This window comes from Plantactinospora sp. DSM 117369 (genome assembly GCF_053764795.1).
In genome coordinates this window covers 1,435,417-1,448,899 of the sequence record NZ_CM132446.1, presented here as the reverse complement: position 1 = coordinate 1,448,899, position 13,483 = coordinate 1,435,417, and the positions used below count along the sequence as shown (strand labels likewise).

The 13,483-nt window shown below is 74.2% G+C and carries 6 protein-coding genes; all 6 read left to right on the top strand.

The genetic code is table 11. The features are described from left to right. The first annotated feature begins 68 nt into the window (after positions 1-68). The 6 genes from ACSMXO_RS06610 (at position 69) to ACSMXO_RS06585 (ending at position 13,481) form a co-directional block, all read left to right on the top strand. Positions 69-1,634, top strand: coding sequence for a TIGR02677 family protein (locus tag ACSMXO_RS06610; protein ID WP_455417050.1), 1,566 nt, complete (start codon positions 69-71; stop codon positions 1,632-1,634). Then, complete coding sequence (locus tag ACSMXO_RS06605; RefSeq protein WP_455417049.1) at positions 1,631-2,842, top strand: TIGR02678 family protein; 1,212 nt, start codon at positions 1,631-1,633, stop codon at positions 2,840-2,842. Before ACSMXO_RS06610 ends, ACSMXO_RS06605 begins: the two co-directional genes overlap by 4 nt. After that, on the top strand, positions 2,839-7,137 hold the full coding sequence (locus ACSMXO_RS06600) for a TIGR02680 family protein (RefSeq protein WP_455417048.1): 4,299 nt from the start codon (positions 2,839-2,841) through the stop codon (positions 7,135-7,137). Before ACSMXO_RS06605 ends, ACSMXO_RS06600 begins: the two co-directional genes overlap by 4 nt. Next, positions 7,134-8,381, top strand: a complete 1,248-nt coding sequence (locus ACSMXO_RS06595) for a TIGR02679 family protein (protein WP_455417047.1) — start codon at positions 7,134-7,136, stop codon at positions 8,379-8,381. Before ACSMXO_RS06600 ends, ACSMXO_RS06595 begins: the two co-directional genes overlap by 4 nt. 331 nt (positions 8,382-8,712) lie before the next feature. Beyond that, positions 8,713-10,158, top strand: a complete 1,446-nt coding sequence (locus tag ACSMXO_RS06590; protein ID WP_455417046.1) for a TIGR02710 family CRISPR-associated CARF protein — start codon at positions 8,713-8,715, stop codon at positions 10,156-10,158. Positions 10,159-10,169: 11 nt separating this feature from the next. Beyond that, entirely contained in the window at positions 10,170-13,481 is a 3,312-nt protein-coding gene (locus ACSMXO_RS06585; RefSeq protein WP_455417045.1) for an AAA domain-containing protein, read from the top strand. Positions 13,482-13,483: the final 2 nt, after the last annotated feature.

Sequence of the window (13,483 nt, the reverse complement as noted above, 5' to 3'; positions counted from 1 at the left end):
CGGCCAGCTCGAAACGCCAGGGCCGGCCGGTACGACCGGCCCGGCCTCGCCGATGCGATGATGGCTCGATGTCCGCCCGGACCGAGCCCTCCGTGCAGCCCTTCGCACACCTGCAAGCCCAGAACGTCGCGCTCTACCGGGCCGTCCTGGCGACCTTCGTCCGCGCCAAGCAGCGCTTCACGGTGCACCTGCGCCCGGAGGACGTACTCGCCGAACTCGGCGCCGGTACGTCAGCCGAGGCCGTCACCGCCGCCCTGACCCAGCTCGCCGAGTGGGGAAACCTACGGGCCGACCCCGACACCGGCCGGGTCACCACCGTCGAGGACTTCCACCGGGCCCGCTACCTCTACCAGCTCAGTCCGCACGGGCACGCCGCCGAGCAGGCGATCGCCGTCTACGAGGAGTCGGTGGCGCGGCGCGGGGCGCTCCAGTCGGTCGCGCTGTCGGACATCGCGGGTCAGTTGCGCGCGCTGCTGGTCGTCGCCACCGAGGCGGGGGCCGGCGATCCGCCGGACGCGGCCAAGACGCACCTGCTGTTGATGAGTCTGGTCGACCGGTTCACCGGGCTGGCCGACAACGCGCAGGCGTTCATGGCCTCGCTACGCCGTACCGTCGACTTCGCCGACGCGGAGGTGGAGGTCTTCCTCGCGTACAAGGAGCAACTGATCTCGTACATCGAGCGGTTCATCGCCGATCTCGCCAACCGTGGCGCCGAGATCGCCGCGCTGGCCGGGCAGATCGAGGCGGCGGGCGTAGATCCGCTCCTGGAGGTGGCGGCGCGGCGCGAGGCGATCGACGCCGCCCCGGTCGACAACACCGACGAGCAGGCGCGGCAGAGAGCCACCCGGGAGGCGCTGGCCGCGTGGCAGCAGCGCTGGCAGGGCCTGCGCGACTGGTTCGTCAGCGCCGACAGCGGCCGGCAGTCGCAGGCCAGGCTGCTGCGGTCGGCGGCGATCGGTGCGATCCGCCAGCTACTGGGCACGGTGGCGGCGATCAACGAACGGCGGGCCGGCCGATCCGACCGCTCGGCCGACTTCCGGACCCTGGCGCTCTGGTTCGCCCAGGCCCCGGACGACGAGTCCGCGCACCGGCTCTGGCACACCGCCTTCGGGCTCTCCCCCGCACGTCATCTCAGCACCACGGCGGAGAGCCTCGCCCTGGCCGAGGAGCAGCCGGTCTCCGCCTCGACACCCTGGGCCCAGGCACCGCGGCTGGAGATCAGCCCCCGACTGCGGCGGACCGGGTCGTACGAGCGGCGGGGCTCCCCGAACCGGGTGATCGACCGTTCCGAGCAGCGGCGGCTCCTCGCCGAGCGGATGGAACTCCAGTCCGCGCAGGTGGCGAGGGCTCGGGCGGCGCTCGCCACCCCCGGCCCGATCATGCTCTCGCAGCTCGGCGAGCTGGACAGCGCCGAGTTCCGGCTCTTCCTGCAACTGCTCGGCGACGCGCTCGCCGCGCGGCGACCGGACGCCGACGAGGTGGTCACCACCACGTCCGACGGCACGCTGCTGGTCCGGCTCGCCCGGCTGGAGCATGCTCCTCCGGTACGCGTCGTCACCCGGGACGGCGTGCTCACCGGCCCCGACCACCTGATCGAGATCACCGATCTCGCCCCGGCCCTGGCCGCCCGATGAGAAGAACCAGGATCTCGGCCGGCGACGAGCCGGCGGTACGGCTGCGGCAGGCGGCGCGGATCCTGCTCGCCCGTCCACTGCTGGTCGCCGGTATCACCGACACCGAAGAGTTCCGGCTGGTCCGGGCGTGCGCCTCGGAGCTGCGGGAGTGGTTCGAACGCGAGACCGGCTGGCGTCTCGTCGCCGACGCGCAGACGATCCGGCTGATGAAGCTCACCGCCGACCCGTACGACGAGACCCATCCCGCCCGCGACCCGCGCGCGAAGACCCCGTTCTCCCGGCAGCGGTACGTACTGACCTGCCTGGCCATGGCCGCGCTGGAGCGCGCCGACGGTCAGGTCACGCTCGGCCGGCTGGCCGAGGAGATCGTGCTGGCCGCCGCCGAGCCGGCGCTGGCGGACACCGGGTTCACGTTCACCCTCGACAGACGGGAACGCCGCGCCGACATGGTGGCCGTGGTCCGGCTGCTGCTGCGCTGGGGGGTGCTGCGCCGGGTGGCCGGCGACGAGGAGGCGTATCTGGGCGCCAGCGGAGACGTCCTCTACGACGTGGACCGCCGGGTCGTCTCCGGGCTGCTCGCCGCCGCACGCGGCCCGTCGATGATCTCCGAGTCGACCCCGACCGGGCGGCTGGACGCGCTGACCCGGGAGGTCGTACTCGACCTCGACGACGCACGGAACCGCGCGCTGCGCCACCGGCTGACCCGGCTGCTGCTGGAACAACCCGTGGTCTACTACGACGAACTCTCCGACCCCGAACGGGCCTATCTGACCAGTCAGCGTTTCGCGCTGCTCAACCGGATCACCCAGCTGACCGGACTGGTCGCGGAGGTGCGGGCCGAGGGGATCGCGATGGTGGACCCGGACGACGAACTGACCGACGTGCGGATGCCCGCGGAGGGTATGCAGAGCCACCTGACCCTGCTGCTGGCCGAGCGGATCGCCACGGCCGACCGGGGCGTACGGGTCAGCGAGCTGCACCGGCACACCCGGACGCTGGCCCGGGAACACCGGTCCTACTGGCGCAAGCACGCGACCGACCCGGGCGCCGAGCTCGACCTGGTGGCGACCGCGCTGGAGGCGCTGCGCGCGCTCAAGCTGATCACCGTCGAGCCGGCCGACGACCCGCTCGTGGTCGCCCGTCCGGCGATCGCCCGGTACGCCCTGGCCGACCCGACCATCCGCGAACGGAAGGAACCCGCGCTGTGACGGTGCCCACGCCCCCGGCACTGCCCCTGCCCGAGCGGGAGCGCTGGCAGCCGCTGCGTGCCGGCCTGGTGGACATCTTCTACTACGACCAGGAGGAGTTCCACTTCCACGGCGGGAGCCTGCTGCTGCGCGGCAACAACGGCACCGGCAAGTCGAAGGTGCTGGCGCTGACCCTGCCGTTCCTGCTCGACGGGGAACTCGCGCCGTACCGGGTGGAGCCGGACGGCGACCCGAACAAGCGGATGGAATGGAACCTGCTGCTCGGCGGCCGGCACCCGCACCCCGAGCGGCTCGGCTACACCTGGCTGGAGTTCGGCCGCCGGGACGCCGACGGCCGGTACCACTTCCTGACCCTCGGCGCCGGGCTGAAGGCGGTCGCCGGGCGCGGCATCGCCCGGCACTGGTTCTTCGTCACCAGTCAACGGATCGGCCCGGACCTGCGGTTGCTCACCCCGGCCGGCACGGCACTGGCCCGGGAACGGCTCCGCGACGCGCTCGGCGGCGCGGGCATGGTCTACGACCGGGCCGGCGACTACCGGCGGGCCGTCGACGAGGCACTGTTCGGGCTCGGCAACCGGTACGAGGCGCTGATCTCGCTGCTGATCAAGCTACGCCAGCCACAGCTGTCGAAGCGGCCGGACGAGAAGAGCCTGTCCCGGGCGCTCGGCGACGCCCTGCCACCGCTGGACGAGAACCTGATCGCCCAGGTGGCCGAGGCGTTCCGCAGCCTCGACGACGAGCGGGAGACGCTGCGGGAGCTGGCGGAGACGAAACGTGCCGCCGACGACTTCCTGGCCCGCTACCGGCGGTACGCGCAGGTGGCGACCAAACGCAAGGCCGGCGTGCTACGCCAACGGCACAGCCGCTACGAGCACCTCGGCCGCGACCTCGTCGAGGCCCAGCGGGCGTACGCGGAGGCGGACGAGCGGGTCCGGCAGGCGCAGGCCCGCCTCGACGAGTTGGAGCACCAGAACCGCGACTTGGCGGCACGGCGGCAGGCGCTCGCGGAGAGCCCGGAGGCCCGGACGGCGGAGCACCTGCACCGGCTGCGGGAGATCGCCCAGGAACGGGCCCGGCTCGCCCGCCGCCAGCGGGAACATCTGCACGACGTCGAGTCGGACGTCGCCCGCAACCGCCGCCTCCTCGACGAGATGACCGAGGAGCTGCGGCACGCCGAGGAAGCCGAGACGGCTGCCCGGCAGGAGGTGGCGGAGAGCGCGGAACGGGCGATGATCGCGGATCGGCACCGTAACCGGGTGGTCGCCGCACTGCCGACCGGGCCGACCGGCGAGCCGACCGAGGCCGCCGACCGTCCGGGCACCGATGGGCCAGCCGAAGCGGACCGCACCGGGACCGCCGAGCCTGGGACGGCGGGCCACACCGCGACCGGCGGACTGACCGAGGCGAGCCGCGCCGCCGCCGAGCTGGTCGACACCTGGACCACCGCGCTGCGTACCCTCGACCGGCTGCGCGAGGCGGCCGACGCCGCGAAGGTACGGGCGGACCGGGCGCGCCGGGAACTCGACCGGCTCGACGGGGAGCTGGCCGCCGCCGACCTGCGGATCGCCGACGCGGAGACGTCCGCGACACAGCAGGGCGACCTGCTGGTCCGGCGGGTCCGGGAACACCTCGCCGGCCTGGTCGAGCTGCCGATCTCCGACCCCGAGGCCGTCCTCGCCCAACTGGAGCAGTGGGTCTCCGGGCTGGCCGGTGACAACCCGGCGACCAGGGAGATCGCCCGGGCCGCCACCTCGGCGACCGAGGTGGTCGCCCGGCGCGACGCCGCGCTGGAGGCCGAGCAGCGCCGTACCCGGGACCGGCTGGACGAGATCGACGCGGAGTTGCGCCGGCTCGCCGACGGCGTACACCAGCCGCCGCCGACGCCGCACACCCGGGTGCCGGAGGTACGGGCGGACCGGCCCGGTGCGCCGCTGTGGCGGGTGGTGGACTTCGCGGAGAGCGTGCCGGACGCCGACCGGGCCGGCATCGAGGCCGCCCTGGAGGCCGCCGGAGTGCTCGACGCCTGGCTCGACCCGGACGGCTCGCTGCGCGACCCGGTCTCCGGCGACACGGTGCTGCGACCGACCGACCCGGTCTCCGGCGACCCGGTGCCGCGACCGACCGGTTCCGGTCCGGTGAACCTCGACGGCCTGCTCCGGCCGGCCATCGACGCCGCCGATCCCGGCGCCGCCGCGCTCACCGACCGGCAGGTGGCCGACGTACTGGCCGCGATCGGGTACGGCGCCGGGTCGGCGGTGACGTGGGTCGACCCGAACGGCCGATACGGCACCGGCATCGTCGCCGGGCGGTGGACGAAGCCGGCGGCGGAACACATCGGCGACGGGGCCCGGGCGGCGGCGAGACGTGCCCGGGTCAGCCGGCTGCGGCACGAGGCCGCCGAGCTGTCGGCGCTGGCGGACGACCTCACCGAGCAGCGCACCGCGCTCGACGGGCGACGCCGACGGATCGTCGAGGAGGCCGAGGCGCTTCCCGCCGACCAACCGGTGCACGAGGCGCACACCCTCGTCCGGGCCGCCTACGACCACCGCCGGGAGACGCTCGCCCGGCGGGACGAGGCGCGGACGGAACTGGAGGCGGCCGCCGCAGTAGCCGCCGCCACGCTGGCCGAGGCAACCGACTTCGCCGGTGACGTCGGGCTGCCGTACGCCGCCGAGCAGCTCGCCGACGTACGCGAGGGGTTGCAGGCGTACCGGGTGGCGCTCGCCGCGTGGTGGCCGACGGTGGGCGGCGCATGGACGACGGCGCGGCGGTACGGCGAGGCGCGGCGGGCGTACCAGGAGCGGCTGGCCCGGCTCGAACCGGCCGCCGAGGAGGCCGCCTCGGCCCAGCGGCAGGCCGCCGCGGCCCAGATCGAGTTCGATACGCTCGACGCGACCGCCGGAGCCTCCGTCGCCGAACTGCAACGGCAGATCGGCGAGGTGACCGGGGCACTGGCCCGGTGTGCGGAGACGCAGCGCAGCACCCGCGAGCAGGAGGGCGCGGCCCGTGACGCGCGTGGTGTCGCCAGCGGCCGGCGGGACGGGCTCGAACGGGAACTCGACGAGGTCAGCCGCGGCCGGGACGAGGCCGTGGAGGCCCTGCGCGCCTTCGCCGGCACCGGCCTGATCGGCCTGGTCTGCCCCGGGCAGGACGTGCCCGATCCACGGCAGCCCTGGGCCGCCACCCCGGCGGTGGCGCTCGCCCGTGGCATCGACCGGTCACTCGCCGAGGTCGACACCGACCACGCCCGGTGGGAACGCCTGCAACAGCAGGTCAGCGTCGACATCAAGCTGCTCGCCGACAATCTCTCCCGGCACGGGCACCAGGTGCTGCCCGCTGTACGGGAAGAAACGATGATCGTGGAGGTGGGTTTCCAGGGGCAGGCCCGTACCGTCGCGGACCTCGCCGCAGCGCTCGTCGGCGAGATCGAGGAACGGCAACGGGTGCTCTCGGCCCACGAGCGGGAGGTGCTGGAGACCCACCTGGTCAACGAGGTCGCCGGCGCCCTCCAGGAACTCATCTCCGGCGCCGAACGGCAGGTCGAGAGCATGAACAGCGAGCTGGAGGCGCGCCCGACGTCGACCGGGATGCGGCTGCGCCTGCTGTGGCGGCCGACCCGGGACGCGCCCGCCGGCCTCGCCGAGTTGCGCGCCCGGCAACTGCGGCAGAGCACCGACGTGTGGAACGAGGAGGACCGCCGTACCGTCGGCGCGTTCCTGCAACAGCAGATCGACCGGGAACGCCTGCGCGACGAGGCGGCCACCTGGACCGAACAGCTCACCCGGGCACTGGACTACCGCGCCTGGCACGAGTTCGCCGTGCAGCGCCGCCAGGACGGGCAGTGGCGTCCGGCGACCGGCCCCGCCTCCGGCGGCGAACGGGTACTCGCCGCCAGCATCCCGCTGTTCGCGGCGGCCTCGTCGTACTACGGCTCCGCCGGCAACCCGTACGCCCCGAGGCTGATCGCCCTGGACGAGGCGTTCGCCGGGGTCGACGACGACTCCCGGGCCAAATGCCTCGGGTTGCTCGCCACCTTCGACCTGGACGTGGTGATGACCAGCGAGCGCGAGTGGGGCTGCTACCCGCAGGTCCCCGGCCTCGGCATCGCTCAGCTGGCCCGGCACGAGGGCATCGACGCCGTACTGGTCACGCCGTGGCGGTGGGACGGCCGTGAGCGGCACCTGTTGCCCCCTACCACACCGCAGCCGCCCCGGCAGCGTGATTCGGAGCCCGGCGACCCGGCGACCTTCGCCGGGCCCGACGAACAGTCGCCGGGCCTGCGGGCTGTCGAGTGACCGACCCGGAGCGACTGCGCCGCCAACTCGGCGGGGCGGATACGGCCCGGCTCGTGCAACGGCTGCGTCACCGGCTGGCCCACGGCCGGGCCCTCACCGGCGTCCTCTCGCTCGACCATGCCACGGAGGATGAGCGACGGGCGGTGGAGCGGCTGCTGGGGCGGCGCCCCGGGCGTGGCACCTCGCTCACCGTCAACCTCGACGAACTCGACCGCGTCGTCCGGCGCAGCGGAATGCACAGCGAGGGCCTGGCCGCCGCGGTCGAGTTGCTCGGTGGAGCAGTCGCGGTAGTCGCGGACGTCCGGGCCGCGGAGGCGGCCGCCTGGCGTACCGCACAGGCGCCGCTGGCGGCGTTGCGCGAGCGCAGGGCAGAGTTGTCCGGCTGGTACGCCGACCCGGGCACGCTCCCGCTGCTCCGGCGGCTCGGCCGGACCCCGGAGGCGGCGGCCCGGCTCACCGCCGACCTGGTTGCCGTGCTCGGCGAACTGCCCGCTGGCGGCGTACCACTGGCGCGGCTCGCGGTGCACGCCACCGGCGACGCGCACGCGCTCGACCCCGACCGTCCGCTTTCGACGCTCGCGCTCTCCGCCGTCCGGGCCACCTGGTGGCGGGCCGGACCGCTGCCCGCCTCCGCCGCGGAGCAGCGGCGCGCGCTGTGGGACGCGGTCGGCGTACTCGTCGACGAGTTGTCCTCGACCGTGCTCGCGCTCAACCTGCCCGCCGTGGCCGGCAGCCGGCTGCACGCCCTCACCGCGTCCGCTGCCGACCTCGGCGAACCGGTGGTGCTCACCCTGCGGCAGATCGCTCGTGCGCGACCCGGCTTCCACGCGGCCCGCGTGCACGTCTGTGAGAATCCGACGATTCTCGCCGCCGCGGCGGACCGGCTCGGCCGGGCGTGCCCGCCGCTGGTCTGTGTCAACGGCCAGCCGACGACCGCGGCGCTGCGCCTGCTCGCCGCCCTGGCGGTCGGCGGATGCGAGCTGCGCTACCACGGCGACTTCGACTGGGGCGGGGTGCGGATCGCCAACCTGCTCCGGGCCCGGGTGCCGTGGCAGCCGTGGCGGTACGACACCTCCGCGTACCTGGGTGCGGTCCACGCCGGCGTGCCGGGGTCGCTGCGCGGAACTCCGGCCGAGGCGACGTGGGATACCGGGCTGACCACGGCCATGCGCCGGCACGGCGTACGGGTCGAGGAGGAGTTGGTCCTCGACGAGTTGCTCCTGGACCTGTCGACCCCACGCTGACCGGTCCACCGCGCCGGCCCGGGCCGTTCAGCACCGATCGGATCACCTGGCAGTTCTCCGTCTGCGCGGACGACCCTATGACGCGTCAAGTGGTGCCGTCGCCGGGTCCGTCGCCTGAACGGAGCCGGACCATTGTCGTCAGGCGCCCGATTGCGAATCGCCTACGCTGTCACATTTCTGACCAACCCGGGGTCACCCCTTTCAGAAGCAGACCCGGCCCCTGGTCCTCACGCCGGCCAAGCAGCGCTCGGTAGACCAACTCGCGGTCTACCGGCCAGCACGCCGGATCACATCGTCGCGCAGTGAGCGACCCCGTTCGATAGGGTCAGGCATGCCGTCTGACGAAGCGGGATCCTTCGCCGAACGGGTCGAGACGATGCGCCGGATCGAACGCGGCGAGCAGCGGTACGCCGACGGCAGCCCCGCCCTCCAGGCCACCGCGTACTATCTCGACCATCTGCTCGCCGACGCGGTCGCCCGGGCCCGGGCCGCCAGCGACCTGCCCCGGCGCAAGGTCGAGGTGCTGATCAGCCTCTGCGGCTTCGCGGCCACCCCGACGGTGCTCACCTACGAGTTGCTCCGCCCGAGCCGGCTCGTCGTGATCACCTCCCGGGACGCACCGGACAGTGTGGACCTGATCGGCCAGCGGCTGGTCGGCCCGGACCGGCTGCGGCACCAGGACTTCCGGCACGTACCGGTGGACGCCAGCGACCCGCTCGACATGTACCAGCAGATCGCCCGGGAGCTGGCCGGGCGCGACGGGCGGCACGCGGTCATCGACATCACCGGTGGCCGGAAGGTGATGAGTGCCGCCGCGGCGCTGGCCGCCTGGCAGCTCAACCTCGGGCTGACCTACATCGAGAACCAGTTCGACCCGGTGACCCGGCAGCTCCGGCACGGCGAGGTCCGGCTCATCTCCCTGGAGAACCCGACCACGCTCTTCGGCGAGCAGGAACTCGCCCGGGCGCTGGAGATGTTCCGGTCCGGCGCGTTCGAGGCGGCCCGGCGCCGCTACGACGAGATCGCCGAACGGATCGCGGTGCCCGGCCGGGCCCGGCTGATGCGTGCCCTCGCCGAGCTGTACCGGACCTGGTGCGACCTCGACCTGGCCGCGCTGCCGGCCGCGGTCGCCGGGGTGGAGCAGGGCCTAAGGCAGGGCCGCCGGCACCTCCGGCCGGACACCTCGGCGACCATCGACCGGCAGCTCTCCTTCGCCCGCCGGTTGGCGGCCGGCGACACCACCGCCTTCGTGGTCTGCTTCTACGTGCTCGGGCTGCACTACCAGCAGCTCGGCCGGCACGACTTCGCGGCGCTGCTGTTCTACCGGACCGTCGAGGCCTGCCTGACCACGCGGCTGCGGCACCGCTATCCCGGATTCGACCCGGACGACTGCGACTGGTCCCACCTCGGTGACCCCGCCGCCGTCCGGGCCGGCTACGCCGAGGTGTCCCGCTCGCTCGCCCCGCCCGCCTCCGCCGGGCCGCCCAACAAGCTGACGCTGTTCGCCGCCGCCATCCTGCTCGCCTCGCTCGACGACGAACTGGCCCGGCGTACCGGGCTGGTCGACCCGGAGCGGCTGCGCGAGCTGCGCGACCGGACCTGGGCCCGGAACAAGTCGGTGCTGGCGCACGGCACGCAGCCGATCGCGGCCGAGCACACCGAGTCGCTCCGGGCGGAGGCGTCCGGGCTGCTCACCGCGTACTGGGCGCTGCACGGGGACGGGAACGACGTCGACGAGCTCTGCGTCGAACTCCGCTTCCTCCGCGACGACCGGTGACGGTGCCCGGGATGGCACCGCTCCGCATTCCGCAGTCGTGGGCCGACGAGTACTGCCGAGCGACCGAGCCCGAGCTGTTCGCGCCGAGCGAGGCCGAGCAGACCGAGGTGTGCCTGTCGTACCCGCAACGGGCCCGCTGGCTCGCCGAGCACGGCCTCGACGAGATCCGGGCGGACCTCGCCGGGGGTCTGCTGGTCGAGGAGTTGACCGGGAAGGACGGCCGGTACTACCGGCTGACCGGTACCCGGTTCGAGGTCTACGCCCAGTCCCGCGGCGCCCGGGACAGCGGCGTACCGCAGGCGTACGTCACCTCGGTGAAGCCGGCGCGTGGACTGGGCCGCACCGAGACGGTCCGGCCCGGACAGGTCCGCCTGGTGCCGGTCTGGGACGAGGAGTACTGCTACCTCCCGGAGCTGGTGGAGACGTTCACCGAGGGGCTGCGGATCGTCCAACGGCGACGGTCGCTGCGGGACTCGGCCGGCCGCGAGCTGCACCGCGGTGCCGCGCAACCCCGGCCCCGGGGCGACCTGCACGCCCGGATCCGGCGCCGCTACCAGCCGCTGCTCCAGATGCTGGAGCTGCTGGAGCAGCGCAGCATTCACGAGGGCACGGTACGCGGCAGCGCGACCGTGGTCGGCGAGGGTCGGCTGGCGGAGCAGCCGGTGCTCTGGCTCCGGCTCGACCAGCCGGCCACCTTCGCCGAGGGGCGTACCGTGACGGTGCGCGCTCCGGATGCGACAGCGGGCCGGGACGCGGTGACGGCAAACGTCCCGGAGGCAACGGCGGAGCTGCGGCTGCTCTCGGTCGAACCGGACGGCGCCGCCCCGATGCTCGCCCTGGCCGCACCCCGTACGCCGATCGCGCCGCAGACCCCGGTCCGGCTGGAGCAGCAGGGCCGGTTCGCGCTCGGCAAGCACAGCGCCGCGCTGAGCCGGTTCCTCGACGAGCAGGTCGAGGGCGACTGGGAGCACCTGGCACTGCTGCTCGGCGCCCCGGGGCGGCTGCCGGCGGTGGAGTTGCCGCCACTGCCGGCGTACTTCGACGACCGGCTCAACCCGGAGCAGCGGGCCGCGGTGAGCGGTGCCGTCCGTACCCCGCACGTCTACCACGTGCAGGGCCCGCCCGGCACCGGCAAGACGACGGTGATCACCGAGGTCGTGCGCCAACTCGTCGGTCGGGGCGAGCGGGTGCTGCTGCTCGCCCCGATGCACGTGGCCGTCGACGAGGTGCTGCGCCGACTCGCCGACCAGCCGGGGATCCTGGCGCTGCGGATCTCCTGGGACGAGTCCCGGGTCGCCAAGGAACTCCGCCGGTACCTGCCGAAGGAGGTCAGCCGGACGTACCTGCGGCAGGCCCGCCGGCCGGCGAACTCGCAGGCCGGGCGCTGGCAGGCCGAGGCCGACCGGCTGCGGGACCGGCGCGACGCGGTGGACGCCTTCCTGGCCGCCGACGCCCGGCGGCGGGCGGGGGCCGAGGCGCTGCGGTCGGCGGAGCACGATCGCCGCGCCTGGCGGGAACGGCTGGCGGCCGACCTGGCCGGCAGCCGGGCCGGGGAGATCGAGGCGGCCGCGGCGCTGGAGCGGCTGGCGGCGGCCCTGCCCCCGGTGGCGGCCCGGACCGAGGCGCTGCGCGCGCAACTCGCGGCGGTGCCGCTGAGCCGGCGGTTCTGGTCCCGGGTCCGGGTCTTCTTCGAGGCTCCCGACGAGGTGGCCCGGCTGGGCGAGGCCTACCGGGCGAGCGAGGCGGAACGCCGCCGGCTCGACCACGACCGGCGGTCCTGGTCCGGGCGCTGGGAGGCGGCCCGGACCCGGGCCGCCGCGCTGGAGGCGGAGCGGGTCACCGGGGAGCGATGGCACGGCGCCGAGGTGCAGCGCCGGCAGGCCGAGACCGAGGCGGCCCGCGCCGAGGCCGGGCGCGCCGGAGACCGGGTACGGACGCTGACCGACCAGGACCCGGTCGGCCGGCCCGAACCGGAGGTACGGCGCTGGCGGGACCGGTTCGACGCCGAGCTGACCCGGCGCGAGCAGCGGATCCACCTGGAGCAGCGCTGGTTCGCGCTCTCCGGGCTGGTCGGCGGCTCCCCGGAGTCGCTGGCCGACCAGGTCGACGCCGACCTGCGCCGGTCGGCGAACCTGATCTGCTGCACGACCACCGGGGTGAACCGCGATCTCGGCGACGCCGACTTCGACACGCTGATCGTGGACGAGGCGAGCCGGGTGGTGGACAGCGAGTTCCTGATCGGGGCGGTCCGGGCCCGCCGCTGGGTGCTGGTCGGCGACGAGCACCAGCTCCCGCCGTACGTGGAGCCGACCGACGAGCACCACCTGCACGCGCTCGCCGCGCTGCACATGGTCGGCCGGGGCGCCGCCGCCGACCTGCGGGCCGCGGTCGACCAGCTCGCCGCGATCTGGACCGAGGACGAGGAGCTGCACCAGTTCCGCACCGACACCGTACTGGCGACGGCGGAGCGGCTGCGGGAGTCGGGGAGCTGGCGGCAGCGGTACCAGCGCACCTTCGAGGCCGCGTGGCGCCGGCTGGGCTCCGACGGTGCGGACGCCGAACGTACCCTGCTGACCGCGATGCGCGACCACCTGGTGCGCAGCCTCTTCGAGGTCTCGGTCGCCGGTGTGCCGCCAGCGTTGCGGCAACGGTTGCGGGTGCAGCGCCGGATGATCGAGCCGATCGCGTCGCTGGTCTCGGGTCCGGTCTACGGCGGCGACTACCTGACGCCGGACCGGCCGGACGTGACCCCGCTGCGGTACGGCGGCACCAACACCCCGGTGGTACTGGTGGACACCTCGGTCTACGGCGGCCGGGCGAAGGAGCGCACCGTCGGCAGTGGCTTCGTCAACGAACTCGAGGCGGACCTGGTCGCCCGGATGTGCCGCTCGTGGGAGGCGCGGCTGCGACGGTCGGGCGGCGACCGGGTGACGGTCAGCGTGCTGACGTTCTATCGCCGGCAGGCCGCCGAGATCAGGGGTCGGCTCGGCGGGCCGGCGTTCGACGACTTCCGGGCCCTCGACTTCCAGGTGGTCGACGCGATCGACAAGATCCAGGGCCAGGAGAGCGACCTCGTCTTCCTGTCGTTCTGCCGGGCCTTCGTCGGCCGGGGCACCCCGTCGGCCCGGTACGGCCGCTGGTTGCAGGACATCCGCCGGCTCAACGTCGCCTGCACCCGGGCCCGCCGGGGGCTGGTGCTGGTCGGGCACGCCCCGACGCTGCGCGGGCTGAACGGCGTACCGGCGGCGGAGGAGTTCTACCGCAACCTGTTCGGGCTGCTCGACAAGCGGTCCGACATGGAGATCGCGAAGGGCGTCGGGTGACC

Coding starts and splice junctions, on each gene's coding strand:
- ACSMXO_RS06590 (WP_455417046.1), top strand. CDS start 8,713: ATGCCGTCTGACGAAGCGGGATCCTTCGCCGAACGGGTCGAGACGATG.
- ACSMXO_RS06585 (WP_455417045.1), top strand. CDS start 10,170: ATGGCACCGCTCCGCATTCCGCAGTCGTGGGCCGACGAGTACTGCCGA.
- ACSMXO_RS06605 (WP_455417049.1), top strand. CDS start 1,631: ATGAGAAGAACCAGGATCTCGGCCGGCGACGAGCCGGCGGTACGGCTG.
- ACSMXO_RS06610 (WP_455417050.1), top strand. CDS start 69: ATGTCCGCCCGGACCGAGCCCTCCGTGCAGCCCTTCGCACACCTGCAA.